This is a genomic window from Bacillus sp. AFS053548, assembly GCF_002575105.1.
Classification (GTDB): domain Bacteria; phylum Bacillota; class Bacilli; order Bacillales; family Bacillaceae_G; genus Gottfriedia.
The window spans coordinates 379,075-395,550 of record NZ_NUHI01000026.1 but is presented as its reverse complement, the minus strand read 5'-3'; the positions used below and the strand labels follow the sequence as shown (position 1 = coordinate 395,550).

General features: G+C 30.6%; 19 protein-coding genes. 15 read left to right on the top strand and 4 right to left on the bottom strand.

Features of this window, described 5'->3' with window-relative positions; all coding sequences use genetic code 11:
- Nucleotides 1-500 precede the first annotated feature (500 nt).
- On the top strand, nucleotides 501-611 hold the full coding sequence (locus tag CN946_RS23835; protein WP_235832784.1) for a DUF6254 family protein: 111 nt from the start codon (nucleotides 501-503) through the stop codon (nucleotides 609-611).
- 212 nt (nucleotides 612-823) lie between these two features.
- Here CN946_RS23835 and CN946_RS15375 read toward each other — a convergent pair whose 3' ends face one another.
- Nucleotides 824-1,009 (bottom strand): YkvS family protein, encoded by a 186-nt coding sequence (locus CN946_RS15375; RefSeq protein ID WP_098861938.1) that lies wholly within the window; start codon nucleotides 1,007-1,009, stop codon nucleotides 824-826.
- A gap of 175 nt (nucleotides 1,010-1,184) precedes the next feature.
- On the opposite strand from CN946_RS15375, the gene CN946_RS15370 reads away from it, so the two are divergent.
- From CN946_RS15370 to CN946_RS15345, 6 genes are all read left to right on the top strand, one after another.
- Nucleotides 1,185-1,493 carry a spore germination protein GerW family protein gene (locus CN946_RS15370; RefSeq protein WP_098234421.1) on the top strand — a complete coding sequence of 103 codons (309 nt, stop codon included), beginning with the start codon at nucleotides 1,185-1,187 and terminating at the stop codon, nucleotides 1,491-1,493.
- A 92-nt stretch (nucleotides 1,494-1,585) separates the two neighbouring features.
- Nucleotides 1,586-1,780 (top strand): hypothetical protein, encoded by a 195-nt coding sequence (locus CN946_RS15365; RefSeq protein ID WP_098429920.1) that lies wholly within the window; start codon nucleotides 1,586-1,588, stop codon nucleotides 1,778-1,780.
- Between the two features lie 358 nt (nucleotides 1,781-2,138).
- The gene (gene nrdI / locus CN946_RS15360) at nucleotides 2,139-2,498 is read left to right on the top strand and encodes a class Ib ribonucleoside-diphosphate reductase assembly flavoprotein NrdI (protein ID WP_098429921.1); all 360 of its coding nucleotides are present in this window, start codon (nucleotides 2,139-2,141) and stop codon (nucleotides 2,496-2,498) included.
- Nucleotides 2,485-4,569: a class 1b ribonucleoside-diphosphate reductase subunit alpha gene (nrdE, locus tag CN946_RS15355; RefSeq protein ID WP_098861937.1), complete on the top strand. Its 2,085-nt coding sequence runs from the start codon at nucleotides 2,485-2,487 to the stop codon at nucleotides 4,567-4,569. The genes nrdI and nrdE overlap by 14 nt, the downstream gene beginning before the upstream one ends.
- 160 nt (nucleotides 4,570-4,729) lie before the next feature.
- On the top strand, nucleotides 4,730-5,698 hold the full coding sequence (nrdF, locus tag CN946_RS15350; RefSeq protein WP_098861936.1) for a class 1b ribonucleoside-diphosphate reductase subunit beta: 969 nt from the start codon (nucleotides 4,730-4,732) through the stop codon (nucleotides 5,696-5,698).
- Nucleotides 5,699-5,716: 18 nt separating this feature from the next.
- Complete coding sequence (locus CN946_RS15345) at nucleotides 5,717-6,685, top strand: quinone oxidoreductase family protein (RefSeq protein WP_098861935.1); 969 nt, start codon at nucleotides 5,717-5,719, stop codon at nucleotides 6,683-6,685.
- 45 nt (nucleotides 6,686-6,730) lie between these two features.
- On the opposite strand, the gene CN946_RS15340 is transcribed toward CN946_RS15345, so the two are convergent.
- Nucleotides 6,731-7,954 (bottom strand): two-component system sensor histidine kinase NtrB, encoded by a 1,224-nt coding sequence (locus CN946_RS15340; protein ID WP_098861934.1) that lies wholly within the window; start codon nucleotides 7,952-7,954, stop codon nucleotides 6,731-6,733.
- A gap of 126 nt (nucleotides 7,955-8,080) precedes the next feature.
- Here CN946_RS15340 and CN946_RS15335 point away from each other — a divergent pair, with 126 nt between their 5' ends.
- Complete coding sequence (locus tag CN946_RS15335; protein WP_098861933.1) at nucleotides 8,081-8,929, top strand: DUF72 domain-containing protein; 849 nt, start codon at nucleotides 8,081-8,083, stop codon at nucleotides 8,927-8,929.
- Here CN946_RS15335 and CN946_RS15330 read toward each other — a convergent pair.
- Both CN946_RS15330 and deoD read right to left on the bottom strand, forming a co-directional pair.
- On the bottom strand, nucleotides 8,926-9,339 hold the full coding sequence (locus CN946_RS15330; RefSeq protein WP_098861932.1) for a disulfide oxidoreductase: 414 nt from the start codon (nucleotides 9,337-9,339) through the stop codon (nucleotides 8,926-8,928). The genes CN946_RS15335 and CN946_RS15330 overlap by 4 nt on opposite strands.
- A gap of 317 nt (nucleotides 9,340-9,656) precedes the next feature.
- Nucleotides 9,657-10,361, bottom strand: coding sequence for a purine-nucleoside phosphorylase (deoD, locus tag CN946_RS15325; RefSeq protein ID WP_098861931.1), 705 nt, complete (start codon nucleotides 10,359-10,361; stop codon nucleotides 9,657-9,659).
- A 298-nt stretch (nucleotides 10,362-10,659) separates the two neighbouring features.
- Between deoD and CN946_RS15320 the strand changes: the two genes are divergently transcribed.
- The 7 genes from CN946_RS15320 (at nucleotide 10,660) to CN946_RS23520 (ending at nucleotide 16,343) form a co-directional block, all read left to right on the top strand.
- Complete coding sequence (locus tag CN946_RS15320) at nucleotides 10,660-11,388, top strand: hypothetical protein (RefSeq protein ID WP_098861930.1); 729 nt, start codon at nucleotides 10,660-10,662, stop codon at nucleotides 11,386-11,388.
- Between the two features lie 10 nt (nucleotides 11,389-11,398).
- Complete coding sequence (locus CN946_RS15315) at nucleotides 11,399-12,220, top strand: HAD family hydrolase (protein WP_098861929.1); 822 nt, start codon at nucleotides 11,399-11,401, stop codon at nucleotides 12,218-12,220.
- A 186-nt stretch (nucleotides 12,221-12,406) separates the two neighbouring features.
- On the top strand, nucleotides 12,407-13,294 hold the full coding sequence (locus CN946_RS15310; RefSeq protein WP_098861928.1) for a ComEC/Rec2 family competence protein: 888 nt from the start codon (nucleotides 12,407-12,409) through the stop codon (nucleotides 13,292-13,294).
- Between the two features lie 248 nt (nucleotides 13,295-13,542).
- Nucleotides 13,543-14,679, top strand: a complete 1,137-nt coding sequence (gene nagA / locus CN946_RS15305; protein ID WP_098861927.1) for an N-acetylglucosamine-6-phosphate deacetylase — start codon at nucleotides 13,543-13,545, stop codon at nucleotides 14,677-14,679.
- On the top strand, nucleotides 14,676-15,386 hold the full coding sequence (gene nagB / locus CN946_RS15300) for a glucosamine-6-phosphate deaminase (RefSeq protein ID WP_141546923.1): 711 nt from the start codon (nucleotides 14,676-14,678) through the stop codon (nucleotides 15,384-15,386). The genes nagA and nagB overlap by 4 nt, the downstream gene beginning before the upstream one ends.
- Nucleotides 15,386-16,123, top strand: coding sequence for a GntR family transcriptional regulator (locus tag CN946_RS15295; protein WP_098861926.1), 738 nt, complete (start codon nucleotides 15,386-15,388; stop codon nucleotides 16,121-16,123). Before nagB ends, CN946_RS15295 begins: the two co-directional genes overlap by 1 nt.
- A gap of 67 nt (nucleotides 16,124-16,190) precedes the next feature.
- Nucleotides 16,191-16,343 carry a hypothetical protein gene (locus CN946_RS23520; RefSeq protein WP_176547336.1) on the top strand — a complete coding sequence of 51 codons (153 nt, stop codon included), beginning with the start codon at nucleotides 16,191-16,193 and terminating at the stop codon, nucleotides 16,341-16,343.
- The last annotated feature ends 133 nt before the right edge of the window (nucleotides 16,344-16,476 follow it).

Below are 16,476 nucleotides of genomic sequence, written 5' to 3'. Positions count from 1 at the left end.
AGTCGAAATAAGTGTACCACTAGACGTTTTAATGTTAAGGGTGGTAAAGGAGCTATTGAAGCAAATGCGGTCATTAATTTAGGTTTTAGACGTGTTTTTACCTCCCTCGATGATTGCTAGGCGAAGAGGTAGTCTTTTTTCTTTTGTACGATCCATTGATATTGAAGAACTATTTTAGGTCGTTATGCATTTAAGGGTGCCACTTGAAGAAAAAGTAGAAAAAATTCTAGTTTGGTGCGGTAAAGTCTTCCTTTCTATATATAGTGGTAAAATGATAAAAGAATATAAACGGAATTTCCAAACTTTTTATGGTGTTTTTTCTCTAAGAAAGAAAAATGTTAATTTCAACTCTGGTATGCTCGCTTTAAAATACAAGAAAAAGATCTAAAAGTCCTATACGATTTTCTTGTTCAAATCTTCTAAAAATAATTAACATAGATTTTCATTTTTTGTGAAATGATAAGATGGCAAGAAACTCATTAATTTTAGGAGGTATGAAAATGACAAAATCAAAAAAAGAAAAGGAACGATTTTGGAATGAAAGAAAGTCGAACCATCAGCCACATGATAAAGTAAAATCGTTTAAAGAATTGGACAAAGAAACAAAATAGCCATCTCCTTTACTAAAGAGTGATTGGTACTAGATTTTTTTCGTGAAGATCACTTATCATTTTCATTTGTAATCATAAAAAAAAGTCCCGTGATATACACGGGACCTGAGACTGATTTGGTAAAGAATTCTAATAAAATTTTAATAGAATCGAAATCTATGTAGTTCGAACCTTTTAAAATATGAATATAAGCAGAATCTACTATTTTAAAACTATTCTGCTGTTTTTAGTATTTTATAATTTTTATGATTTACGACTGTTAGCGCTTCCATTTCTAAATCTCTGAAGTTTTCCATTATGGATATGTCAACAATGACAGAATTTTTATTTACTTTTTGTACTCTACCTTTCAATCCCTGTTTAAACTCAATGATATTTCCTGCTTCTGCAATTTTCATGAGCATATCTCCTAACAAAGTTTTGATTTGACACCTTCTATAATGCATGAAAACGGTTTAAAGGTAAAGAGAAAATTGAAATTTTTTTACAATTTTGTCTTTTTTCATAAAAAATTATGTTTAAAAACCTTTTGAAAGGCAAAAATGGTTGTAGCACTTTCAGGAGGTTAGTTTGTTGAAAGAATGGTTTGAAGAGTTTGAAGTAGAAATTTCTAATGAAATTAAAAATTTGGTTAGTAGTAATACTCTTATAGGTGATCCAATTTTATTTTTTGAAAACATTATTTTAGTACCATTTTTTGAGATGATTTTAGCGCTAGGCGAAGCTCATTCATCATACGAGTTTGCGAGTATTGGAACAGGAGTAGAAGTAATTCCTAAAGCATTCTTAGTTTTAAAAGATGGAAAAAGTGAAGTAATTTTAGTAAATAATAAAAATATGAATTTAGCTGTTACAGAAAAAATTCTTGATGTAACTATTTAGTTTCCATTAAGAACATTCTTTGTTAATGTTAGGTTTGAAGTTTATTTCTTGTAGCGATCAAAAAATCGATCAAAATAATAAAGGGTGATTATATGGAACAAAATGAATTTATCAATTTGATTGATCAGCTAGTTAAAGGTGAGATTTCAGAAATTAGTGTTACAAAAGATGATTTTTTAGCATTTAGACAAATAATTGTTCATCGGGAGGACTTTAAGCACTTTCGTGGGATTGCTCAGCATGGAGGCCATGTAATTTATACATACTTGGAAGAAGCTAGAAGTTAACAGTTTTTGTTAAAATCTAAAGCAAAAATAATATTATTTTAATCGAGTACTCATTAAAAGTTTGCGAAAAAAAAAAGTTTTTTTAGCTTTTTTTCTTATTTCGCAAGGTGTTAATGAGTACTTATTTTGTGAAAATGTTATGACCTCATTTGACAAAAAAATCGTTTTACACTTTATTGCACTCTTCTCCATAATTTGTTAAATTTCATATATTGTTTTATTTCGAGACATATTGTCGAAATGTTTATTTTCTAAATTTAGTATCTATATGTTGTGTTTGTTCTAAAAAGGTAATACAATATGTAGGTATATAATATAAGTATTTTCAATATTCTTACATATTAACGAGGGTGATAATATGGTGATAGTTTACAGTTCAATGACTGGCAATGTTAAGCGATTTGTCAATAAAGTTAGAATGCCGTCAATCCAAATAAAAGATGGACTAAAAATTGAAGTACCGTATATTCTCGTAACCTATACTACAGGATTTGGTAACGTACCTGAAAACGTAAGTACTTTTTTGGAGAGTAATTCGGAGTATTTAAAAGCAGTTAGTGCAAGTGGTAATAAAAACTGGGGAGATTCTTTTGCAGCAAGTGCAGATAAAATAGCATCAGACTATCAAGTTCCAGTGTTATCAAAGTTTGAACTGTCAGGGACAAGTCGAGATGTACAATATTTTATTGAGGGAGTGGAAAAGCTTGAGACATATTGAGCTGAATAATGAATTGACGATTAAAAAAGATGGTTTTTTTGATCTCGCAAAAGATAAAGAAGCGCTTCTTTGTTTCTTAAAAGAAGTTGAAGATAAAAAGATTCAGTTTTCTTCCTTAAAAGAACGCTTAAACTATATGATACAAGAAAACTACTATTATAATGTTGAGATAGATTACTCCTTTGATGAAATAGAAAAATTATATGAGTTAGTATACAATGCTGGATTCACTTTTCAATCATATATGGCTGCATCAAAATTCTTTAAAGATTACGCATTAAAAACAAATGATGGAAAGCATTATTTAGAAGGATATGAAGATCGAATTGCGATCGTTGCACTATATTTAGGAAGAGGCAATATTGAAAAAGCATTGAAATTAGCAAAAATGATGATTCAACAAAACTATCAGCCAGCTACTCCAACTTTCTTAAATGCTGGAAGAAGTAGAAGAGGCGAATTGGTGTCATGTTTCTTACTAGAAATGGACGATAGTTTAAATTCAATCGGATTTCAAATTAATACAGCAATGCAGTTGTCAAAAATCGGCGGTGGTGTTGCACTAAATCTATCAAAACTTAGAGCACGTGGAGAGCAAATTAAAGAAATTGATAACGCTGCAAGTGGTGTTGTTCCTGTTATGAAGCTATTAGAAGATTCATTTTCATATGCTAACCAGCTTGGACAACGTAAAGGTGCTGGTGCAACCTATTTAAATATTTTCCACTGGGACGTAGTTGAATTTCTTGATACAAAAAAAATCAATGCCGATGAGAAGAGTAGAATTCAGTCACTATCAATCGGTTTAATTGTTCCAAATAAATTCTTTGAACTAGCAGAAAAAAATGAACCATTCTATGTATTCGCACCATATACAGTGTATAAAGAGTATGGCATTCATTTAGATGATTTTGATATAGATGAAAGATATGAAGAGTTAGTAAATAATGAGCGTATTAAAAAGAAAAGACTAGACTTAAATGCTCGAGATCTTTTAGTAAAAATTGCTGCGATTCAGTTAGAATCTGGTTATCCATATTTAATGTATAAAAGTAATGCTAATCAGCAGCATGCATTAAAGGATATTGGCGAAATAAAAATGTCTAATTTGTGTACAGAAATTTTTCAACTCCAAGAAACATCAGTCATCAATAACTATGGTGAAGAAGATTCGATCAAACGTGATGTGAATTGTAATTTAGGATCATTAAATATTGTAAACGTAATGGAAAATAAAGCGATCAGAGAATCTGTACATGTTGGAATTGAGGCATTAACAGCTGTAACAGATATGACGGAAATAGAGAATGCACCTACAGTGAAAAAGGCAAATGAAGAACTTCATTCAGTTGGTCTAGGTGCAATGAATTTGCATGGATTTTTAGCGAAAAATGGAATTTCATATGAAAGTGCTGAGGCAAAAGATTTTGCGAATACATTCTTTATGATGGTAAACTTTCATTCTATTGAAAAAAGTATGCTAATCGCTAAAGAAACTGGTAAAACGTTTAAGGATTTTGAAAAGAGTGAATATGCTAAAGGTACTTATTTTGAAAAGTATACTTCAAAATCATTTGAACCTAAAACAGATAAGGTAAAGGAATTATTTAATGGAATCTATATCCCAAATGAATTTGACTGGGTTACATTAAGTAAGCAAGTACAAGCGTATGGTTTATATAACAGTTATCGTTTAGCAATCGCGCCTACACAATCGATTAGCTATATTCAAAATGCTACTTCATCAGTTATGCCGATTGTAAATGTTATTGAATCTAGAACTTACGCAAATTCAACAACTTATTATCCGATGCCATATTTATCAAAAAATAGTTTCTGGTATTATAAATCAGCTTATGATATTAACCAATTTAAATTAATCGACTTAATTGCTGAAATTCAGCAGCATGTCGATCAAGGTATTAGTACAATCTTATATGTAAACAGTGATATCTCAACACGAGAGCTTGCTAGATACTATATTTATGCTAATAAAAAAGGATTAAAGAGTTTATATTACACACGTACTCGTAAATTGAGTGTAGAAGAATGTATAAGTTGTTCAGTATAAAATAGGAGTATTGGACTTTAGTATATAAAGAGTTCAATAGTCTAAACCTGAATCTAAATTAAATTACTTAATGATCTAAAATGAAAAGCTCGAATATAGAATGCTTTATGCATATTGTTCTATATCATCGAGCTTTCTTTATGATTAGGGGGAAATATGAATGAAAGCTGTTAACTGGAATAAAAAAGAAGATGATTTTAGTTTAGTGTTTTGGAAGCAAAATCTTTCGCAGTTTTGGACTGAAGAAGAAATTGTCGTTTCATCTGATAAAAATACTTGGAATACATTATCAAAAGAGGAACAATCAGCATTTAAAAAGGTTTTGGGTGGTCTAACATTATTAGATACTAAGCAAGGCGGAGAAGGAATGCCTTTAATCTTAGTTCATCTTAAAAATTTACAAGCTAAAAGTGTACTAGCATTTATGGGTGCTATGGAAGAAGTACATGCAAAAAGCTATTCACATATTTTTACAACTCTTGCTACAGAAGATGAAATTGAAGATTTGTTTAAATGGGTGGACGAGCATCCAATTTTAACAAAAAAATCGGAATTAATTTCTTCTTATTATTTAAATCTATTAAAGCGTGATGTTTCGGATGAAGAGTTATACATGGCAATGGTTGCAAGTGTATTTTTAGAAAGTTACTTATTTTATAGTGGATTTTTCTTCCCGTTATACTTAGCAGGTCAAGGTAAAATGACTGCTAGTGGTGAGATTATTAATCTAATTTTACGTGATGAAAGTATTCACGGTGTATTTGTAGGACTATTAGCTCAACAAATTTATGATCAATTTACTGATGAACAAAAAACTCGACTTTACAATGAAACAATGTCATTATTAGTTCAATTATATGAAATTGAGTTACAATATACAGAAGAAATTTATTCTTCAATTGGTTTAGTAGATGAAGTTAATAAGTTTATTCGATATAATGCAAACAAAGCGTTAATGAACTTAGGTTTTGATACTTATTTTGATGAAGAAGATATTAATCCAATTGTTTTAAATGGTTTAAAAACGGATACAAAAAATCATGATTTCTTCTCTGTTAAAGGTAATGGGTATGTAAAAGCAGTTACAGTGGAAAAATTAACAGATGAGGATTTTGTCTTTGAATTTTAAATGTAAGGAAGTATGTAAATGAAAGCACTAGTTTTTAGAGAATTTGGTCAATCAGACGTATTAAAATACGAAGAAATTGCAACACCTAAAATTTCAAACGATGAAGTATTAGTTGAAATGAAGGCTGTAGGTGTTAATTTTGCAGATATTTATCGACGTAAAGGAAATTATCATTTAGCAGGTGATCCTCCGTATATTTTAGGGTATGAAGGCTCTGGAATAATTACAGAAGTCGGTTCTGATGTAACGGACTATAAAGTAGGAGATCGCGTAGCGTTTGCAGATGTTCCTTTTTCGAATGCAGAGTATGTTGCTGCAAAGGAATCTCATATTGTACCAATTCCAGATGAAATTAATTTTGAAATTGCTGCGTCTATTATGCTTCAAGGGTTAACTGCACATTATTTAATGAATGATAGTTATAAAATAAAATCAGGTGATGTTGCACTTGTTCATGCAGTAGCAGGTGGTGTTGGCCAATTATTGACTCAAATGATTCTTTTAAAAGGTGGAGAGGTAATCGGATTAACCTCATCACAAGAAAAAAGAGAAAAAGCTTTATCAATCGGTGCAAAAGAAGTATTTTTATATACTGATAATTGGGTTTCACAAATAAAAGAGTTTACAAAAGAAAAAAATGGTGTAGATGTTGTTTATGAATCAGTAGGATCTACAATCATGGATAGCTTTGAATCAACAAAAGTTCACGGTACAGTTGTATTTTATGGAATGGCTGGAGGAGATCCGGTTCATATTGATCCAAGAATGTTAATGGATACCTCAAAAACACTAACTGGTGGAGACTTGTGGAATGTACTTATTTCAAAAGAAGAGAGACTACGTAGAAGTAATGAGCTATTTAATTGGATAGCAACTAAACAATTAATCGTACAACAACCTACAGTGTTTCCTTTAAAAGATGGTAAGCTTGCTCATGATCTATTAGAAAGTAGAAAATCAACTGGAAAAATCATATTATCTGTTTAATGAATTAGACCAAAACTTTTATGTTTTGGTCTTTTTTTTATAAAGCTATTTAATTGGTAATGTAATTGTAAAAGTAGTTCCATTATGATCGCTCATCACGCATATAGTACCGTTATGATTTTGGATTAGTTTTTTAGTTAAAGGTAGACCTAGTCCAGTACCGTCATCTTTAGTTGAGAAGAACGGATCAAATATATATGGTAAATCTGAAGCTGGAATTCCTGATCCATCATCTTTTAATGCAATATAAATAAAATCCTTATCAATATAAGTTGAAATGATAATTGTAAGCAGACCTTCTTTTTTTGCATCTAATGCATTATGAAATAAATTTAAAATAACTTGTACAAGTTGGTTTTTATCAAAGAAAATATGTGCTCCGATTAATTCCTCAGATAGGTAGTATTCAATATTAACATTATTTAAAACGGTCTCGCTAAATAATAGCTGTTTTATATGATTCGATAAAAAATCATTAATATTAATTGGTTCAGGTTTATAGTTCGCATTCTTTGTAATAGATAAAAAGTCAGTAATGATTCCATTTGCTCTATCTAATTCTGGAATCAATAAATCATTAAACAATTGCTTATATTGAGGTGGAGCTTCTTCTTGCAAGAATTGTAAATAACCTCTAACAGTTGTAAGTGGATTGCGGACTTCATGTGCTATACCTGCAGCAATTCTACCTGACATTGCTAGCTTTTCAGAATCCCTTGCCTCGTTTAAATTATGAAAAACACCAATTACTCTTGAAATTGCTCCATTTATATCACGGATGATACGGGTATTGATAATGCCATAGTTAATATTTAAAATTTCCTTATTGTAAAATTCTTCACCTGAATAAAGTGTTTGTAGTAAACAAATGTCTTTATCGTCTATTTTTAATAAATTTCTAATATGTCGTCCAATTAATTCATATTTAGTAATTTTAAAATCAATTGCAACTTGTTGGTTATATAGCGTAATGATCCCATCTTTATCGATAAATACTATGTGATGCGGTAAAGCATCGTAGATGGATTGCAAAGTTCTCCGACTATTAGATAAAAAGTTAGAGAATTTAGTATGTAATGGAAGTGTTTCATTATTTGTATTACATAAACTTGTATTTCTAGTTAAATGATTCGAATTTGATAATTCACGAGTTTCATTTGAAAATATAGATCCGGAAGTTATTGTATTTAAAATTGTTTCATACGATTTTACTTTTTCTTCAAGCTCGGTAATTTTATTTTTTAGTTCTTGTACGGTCTCGTTAATCATTTACACTATACTCCAATTTCTACTAAAATAAGATTATACTGTAGTCATTATATCAAACTAATTCGTTTATTTTAATGAAAATTAGAAATAATTAATTAGTAATGAAAGAACTAACGGGAGAGAAGCATGGAAATAAAGATTGGAGTTACTGGGTGGGGCGATCATGATAGTTTATACCCTGATCGGATTCACTCTTCAAAAAAATTGAAACAATATTGTATGCATTTTCCAATTGTTGAAATTGATTCTTCCTATTATAGTATTATGCCACAATCAAACTATCAAAAATGGGTAAATCAAACTACAGCTGACTTTTCGTTTATCGTTAAAGCGTACGGCGGAATCACTGGCCATTCAAGGCAAAACTATTCTAAAGAGGAACAAATTTTACTGTTGACGCCATTTTTGGAATCAATCCAGCCTTTAATTGAAGCGGATAAATTAAAAGGGATATTGTTTCAGTTTCCACCATGGTTTAATTGTAAAAAAGAAAATGTTGAATTATTAAGAACTTTGAAAAGTAAACTTAAAGGTCTTCCTGCAATTTTAGAATTTCGTAATCAGACATGGTTTTATCCTAATTTTTATGAGCAAACGTTGAAGTTTATGGAAGAGGAAGGATGGATTCATTCAATTTGTGATGAGCCACAAGCAGGTAATGGAAGTATACCAATTGTATTACATCCTACGAATCCAAATTTAACTTTAATCCGTTTCCATGGTCGAAATATATATGGATGGAATCACAATGGACAAGATAATTGGCGTGAGGTACGTTATTTATACCGTTATAATGAAGAAGAATTATACGATTGGGTAGAAAGAATTGAACAGCTATCAAAAAACACAAAAGAAATTTGTATACTGTTTAATAATAATTCTGGTGGAGATGCAGCGGATAATGCTAAACAATTAATGAAGCTGCTAGGTATTGAATTTGGACCATCTTCTACCGAGCAGCTTGAATTATTTTAATTTGATTTTCGTAAAAGAGTTATGCAACAAATATTAATAAGTAGGAATGCAACAAATGCCAGCATTGGTATTGTAATGAATCCAAACCAATTTAAATAATCTCCAGTACAAGGGACCGGACCGCACTGTGTTGCTGTTTCCTTAAGTGCAGGAACTTTTTGAATTAAAATATGATAGATTGAAATGCACATACCTATTAATGATAAAGGTAAAACATAAATAACATCTTTTATTTTATTTTTATAAAAAGCGATTCCTATTATAAAAACGATTGGGTACATAAAAATTCGCTGATACCAGCATAATGAACAAGGTGTCCAATGATTAATTACTGAAAATGATAAACTACCTAGAGTTGCAATTATACTTACAATCCAGGTGAAAAGTAAAATTGATTGCTGTTTCTTCATTCCTTACCATCCTTAATTTGATTTTCGATATTGTTATTGTACCTTTGATTGGATGTAAAGTGGTATAAAAACGACGTTAGGTCACAAATATTTAATAAAATAATTCCGGAATTTGAAACATTCAATATTAATCATTGGTAAGTAATTTGGTTGAAGTTGATTTCCACTACAGGATGTTCGCAACTTGATGTACACTAACAAAACTCAACTCTATCAATAAATTATTCACTTAGTGTTCTAGTTTTCAAAATTTCCTCATTTATATTTCAATACAATGAAAAAACCTGAGATCATAATCCCAGGTTTTTTTAGATATATTAAGCGATTGCTGCATCTAGCGCGATGACAATCATATCATTGAAAGTAGTTTGTCTTTCTTGTGCAGATGTTTCTTCACCAGTGAAGATATGATCACTTACAGTTAAAACAGTAAGTGCGTCTACATTATGTTTTGCTGCGATTGTATATAATGCAGTAGTTTCCATTTCTACCGCAAGAACTCCGTAATTAGCTAATTTTTCATACATGTCCATACTATCTCGGTAGAAAAGATCTGAAGTTAAAATATTTCCTACTTTAACATTTAACCCTTTATTCACTGCACCTTCATAGGCTTTCTTTAATAAATCAAAGCTAGCACATGGAGAGTAATCGAAACCAGGGAATGTTTGACGATTCATATTTGAATCTGTACAAGTCGTCATCGCAATAATGACATCACGAATTTTTACATCCTTTTGAAGTCCACCACATGTACCAACGCGAATCAAAGTTTTTACACCATAACTATTAATCAATTCATTTACATAAATACCAATTGAAGGTACTCCCATTCCGGTACCTTGAACGGAAATTCTTTGGCCTTTATATGTTCCAGTAAAACCAAGCATTCCACGTACTTCATTATAACAAACAACATCCTCTAAAAATGTTTCTGCGATATATTTAGCTCTTAATGGGTCACCAGGTAATAAAATTTTATCAGCAATTGCACCTTGTTCGGCACCAATATGTATACTCATTTAATATCCTCCTAAAAAACTGTTTGTAAAATATCCCATCCATTATCAGTATGTTAGTTTCTACATTTAAATAAAAAACATTCTTATTTGTATGCTACTTAAAGGAAAAAGTAAGATGGACGTAGTACATATTAAATATAGAAATACTCATAGACAAAATTAACCAATACAGATAATTTATGGCGAATTTTAATTATTGCACAGGTGATAAGATAATGAAAGAGTTTACAATTAGAATTTCAGCTTTCTTGAAGTAACTAAAAATTATTAATTTTAACTATTTAAGGGAGAATGATCTATGAAATCTCGTTTTATTGCAGCTCTATGTATAGCTATATTAATTATTCTATTAATTAGCAATCGCCTAGTTAATCATAGTATATTATCAAGTGGTAGTCAGGTTAGCCAACTAAAAGTTCAAAAGGTAAAATGGAATCTTACGACTAAAAAAAATTCACAAGAAGTAACCGTATCATCTAGAACTTTGAATGTGTTACAACGTGAAAAAATTAGAATATTTATTACGACAGATCAATTAAAATCCTATAAAGTCATTGAACCAGTTTATAATGGAGATAATCAATTTACATTTAAGTACTCCTTTAAGAAAGCCACTCCTTATTATGTTAGTATATTTTTAAATAATCAAACGCTTGATACTAAGATTTTCCAAAAACAAAAGGAAAAAAAAGAAGAAGTATTTCCGACAGCAATTTTAACAAAAAAGACTGATGATTATAGAGTATCCCTACTATATACTTCAATTCTTCCAAAAACTAAGAGTAAAATTACTTTTGATTTTGATCAATTTAAAAAACGTTCTAAATTTACAGATCAGCAATTTTATATTATGAATGAAGAAGGAACATATTTTAAGCTAATTAGTCATCCTAATAATCAATCAAAAGTAAACTATGAACTTGATTTACCTGAAGCAGGTATGTATAAAATATTTTATGAATTTAAATTAAATGATGATCAAAAATCATTTGATTTTATTTTAGACGTAAAAGACAAAGACAGCTAAGGAGTATGAAATGCATAATTTATTAATGAATTCAAAAGTATTAGTTTTTGATTTAGATGGTACTTTGTATGATGGTACTGAGCACTACGATTACTATGCTAAATTACTAGCGAATGAAATAAGTTCAGAAAAGAGAGATTCTTTTTTAAATGATTATAAAAAAATAAAAGATTATGACCATGCATTAACAATTGGAAAAATTTATGACTCAGAAAATGATTTAATCATATCGCTAGATCCAATTACATTGAAGCCAATACAAGTATTTACTTGGGAAGGGCAGCTACTTTCTAAAGAGGAGCTTCCAGAGAATTATCTTGAAAAAATTAATTATGAATTACCATATATCCCAGTAGGTGATGGTTGGTGGATGCCTTTGGTAGCGATTTATCACTACGGTGCAAGAGACGTATATCACTGTTATGATAAAACAAAAGAGTATATGGCAACAAAAGAGTTTAGTATTCCTTATATAAAAGGATTAAAAGAGGCTTTAGAAAAAGTTAAGGATTCTAAAAAATTAGTATTGTTAACGAACTCTGATCGAGAAGATGTAACTAGATTACTGAAGTTACTTAATTTAAATGATTTATTTCATCTAGAAATTACGGATGGTAAGAAGCCATTAGAAACAGAAAACCATTTTAAAAATATCATGAATAAGTTCAATGTTATGCCACATGAAATTGTGTCAATCGGTGATAATTTCATTAATGAAATTTCTCCTGCTTTAAAATTAGGTATGCATGGAGTTTACATTACAAATCAAACGACTATACAAGTTAGTGACTCCTTATTAGTTGTAAAAAAACTAGAGGAAGTATTTGAGTAACTAAAAAAAACTGTAAGCGAAAAATTGCTTACAGTTTTTTTTTTGTGCTGTGGGCTAATTTTTAACACTGATTTGAATTACAATTCCAATTTGAAGTATACTCAATTTCCAACTTATTTTTATGGGCATCATACATACTTTTGAAATGGCTATGAGAAAATAATGTTAGGATAGGAGGAAGTGTGAATGAACAAAAATCGAAAACGATACTCTCTCATATTTTCTATCTTTATTTTTTTTACTGCCTTTTTTTGTAATAACATAAATAGTGAAGCAAGAACTACAAATTACGGCTATATTACTCACCCGTTATTAATTTATTTTTTTGATGTAGGTCAAGGAGATAGCATGGTTATGATTTTACCAAATGGTAAGACTGTACTAATCGATGGAGGAGATGTTGAACATGGTGGAGTCGTTATAAAAAAACTTAGACGACTACATATAAATGCGATTGACCTATTAGTCAGTACTCATCCAGATATCGATCATATTGGTGGGTTATTAAAAGTAATGAATAGTATTAAGATAACAAAAATCCTGGATAGTGGGAAAAAATATAATTCACATTCTTATTACTTATATAAGAAAGAAGCGTATCAGAAGAATATTCCAATTAGTATTGCAAGGTTAAATGAAAAAGTAATGCTTGACCCTAATGTAGAAATTACTGTTTTAAATAGTGGGAAAAAATCGTATACAAATAATAACAGTTCAATTGTATTGAAGGTTAAATATAATGACATTTCAATTTTATTAACTGGAGATATTGAAAGGAACACTGAAAAAAGATTAATTAAAAATGAGAATATCAATGCTCAAGTGCTAAAAATTCCGCATCATGGTTCATCAACATCAACTTCAGAAGCATTTTTATTTGCTGTAAATCCTACAGTCGCAATCCTTTCATATGATAAATTTAACTTGTTTGGTCATCCACACCGGTCAGTAATGAAGCGGTTAAATCATCTAGGTATTAAGCAATATACAACGGACCAGTTCGGAGATATCGAATTATCAACAAATGGTCATAATTTATATATTGAAAAAGAAGAAGTATTGGTAGATCCTTGAAGGACAAAAACCATTACTTCTTCTTTTTTGTGGTAAAGAGGATATTAGGAATCTAAATCAGTCATTATTTGTGACGTTTTTGTTAATTGCTTATTAGTAGTATAGACAACTAGGAGTATATATCATAAAATAGTAATGAAGAAATCAAGGTACTTTTATAAATGAATGTGAATGATGATTAAGTAAACACTACTTCCTATATTGGAGTAGTGGCGAAGACTTCTTAAGCAAAGGAATGAGGAGAGTAAATGAAATCAATTATTAATGTAAAAATTTACACAGGTACAGAAGTAATTGAAAATGGTTATATTCGATATGATGAAAAAATTTCTTCTGTTGGTCATATGAATGGATACGAAAATGAAGGTGAAGAAATAATTGATGGAAAAGGAACTGTTATTATTCCTGGAATGATTGATATCCATATTCACGGAGCATATGATGTTGACGCAATGGATGCTGATCCAAACTCAATGGTAACGATGAGTATTGAAATGATGAAGGAAGGGGTAACAACCTTCTTTCCAACTACAATGACACAATCTAAAGAAAATATTAAAAATGCTTTAAAGTCTTTAAACGAGGCTAAAAAACTTGGTGCTCATTTTGAATATATTCATTTAGAAGGACCGTTTGTTAATAAAAATAAAGCTGGAGCACAACCATTAGAATATATTATTAACCCTGATGTTGAACTATTCAAAGAATGGCAAGAAGCTTCTGGTGGATTAATCAAATTAGTTACTTATGCACCTGAGGTTGAAGGTGCAAAAGAGTTAGAAAATGAGCTAGAACGCACAAATGTAGTTGGCACAGTAGGTCACTCTGATGCGATTCGTTCAGATTTTGAAGGTAGAAATATTTTCCACGCTACACATTTGTACAACCAAATGAGACCTATGCATCATCGTGAAGCAGGAACAGTTGGACATGTATTACTTGATGACCGAGTAATGGTAGAAATGATACCTGATGGAATTCATATTCATCCTGATATGGTAAAACTTGCTTATCGCCTAAAAGGTGCTAAAAAAATAAGTGTAATTACTGATGCGATGAGAGCAAAAGGGTTAGAGGACGGCAAATATGAATTAGGTGGACAACCTGTATTTGTAAAAAATAAAAGTGCAAGATTAGAAGACGGAACGCTTGCGGGTAGTATTTTAAAAATGGATGATGCATTCAGAAACATTATGGCATTTACTGGCTGTAGTCCTGAAGAGGCAGTACAAATGACATCAATAAACCAAGCTGAAGAATTTGGTCTTAAACATAAGGGCGTATTAGAACCAGGTAAAGACGCTGATTTTGTGCAAATGACTCCTGATTTCTTCGTTATTGATACAACTAGACAAGGTAAAAATATGAATGAGGTGACTTTATGAACGTAATCGTAGTAAAAAATGCAGAAGAAATTTCAAAAGTAGCATATGAAAAAATGGTAAAGGCATTTGAAGGGAAAGCGGAATTTACATTAGGATTAGCTACAGGTGGATCTCCACTAGGTATATATGAACTTTTCCGTATTCATAAACCAGATGTGTCAAACGTCATTACTGTAAATCTTGATGAATATGTTGGACTTGCTGAAGATGATCAAACAAGTTACCACACTTATATGGCAGAACAGCTTTTTAACCATTTAAATTTTAAAGAAAACCATTTACCAAATGGAAATACAAAAAATTTAGAAGAAGCTTGTAAAAATTATGAGGAATTACTACAGAAGCATCCTGTAGATTTACAACTTTTAGGAATTGGTGAGAATGGCCATATTGCATTTAATGAGCCTGGTACACCATTCGATACACCTACTCATATTGTAGAGCTTACAGAATCAACTCGTAACGCAAATAAAATTTATTTTGAGAACGAAGAAGATGTCCCAACACACGCAGTTACTATGGGAATTGGTTCAATTATGAGAGCGAAAGAAATCATTTTAGTGGCTTCAGGCATTAAAAAGGCTGAAGCAGTTAAGGAAATGTTAAATGGAAAATTAGATATTAACTGTCCTGCTACTGCACTCCAAAACCACAACAATGTAACAATTGTTGTTGACGAAGAAGCATACTCACTTAGTAATCAATAATGTTAAAACTAGATAAAAATTCACCGTTACCGATTTATTTTCAAATACAAGAGATTTTAAAGCTTAAAATTAACTCAGGAGAATGGAAACCTGGTGAGCGAATTCCCTCTGAGCAAACATTGAGTGAGATGTTAAATGTAAGCAGGATGACAATAAGACAAGCATTAAATAATCTTGTAAAGGAATCATTAATAAGTCGGAAACGTGGAATTGGTACGTTTGTATCAGTAAAAGATGGGATTGAAGTTGAGGAATCACTAAAATCATTAAGGAGTTTTTCTGAAGATATTACATCCATAGGACTGACCCCTACGAATAAACTACTAAGCTTTTCAACGATCGAAGCTGATGAATATTTAGCAGAAGTGTTATCAATTGAAAGTGGTTCTGAAATTTTTAAAATTGAAAGATGCCGTTTAGCAAATGATCATCCCATTGCAATCGAAACAACATACCTACCAAAAAAATTAGTAAATCGAATTGATGAAAAAGTATTGAATCATTCTTTATATGAATATTTTGAAGTTACATTAGGTTATTCAATTAAAAAAGCCACAAAATGGATTAAAGCATCTTTAATGACAGAAAAAGATTCATTAATTCTTGAGGTAGCGGAGGATTCCCCTGCATTAGAATTACACCAAGTAACGTTTATTAATGAGGGAATACCACTTGAATATGTAAGCTGTATTTACCGAGCTGATCGCTATCGTTTTACAATTGATATTGACCGTTAAAAAGAGTGCTTTTTTAAGCACTCTTTTTTCATCGAATAGAGGCCAAGTCAGCGGTGGTGCAAATAAAATGGCTGAAACTGCAATTAAATTTGTAGAAGTGCAAATAAAAAAGCCGAAACTGCATATAAAATTGGTAAATCTGCAAATAAAAAAGTCATATCTGCAATTAAATTCAGAGAATCTGCAAATAAAGGGAACCATACAAGAAGAAATAGAGTGAAGGAATCAAAAATAGAAGAAATTTCGGTAAAATTGATTTAAGTACCGCATAAACGTTCATAAGTAAGTAAAAAAGAGAATCTGAAACATTCATATTCAAAAGAGGTTCGTGTGTAAAAAAAAGAAAATTATGA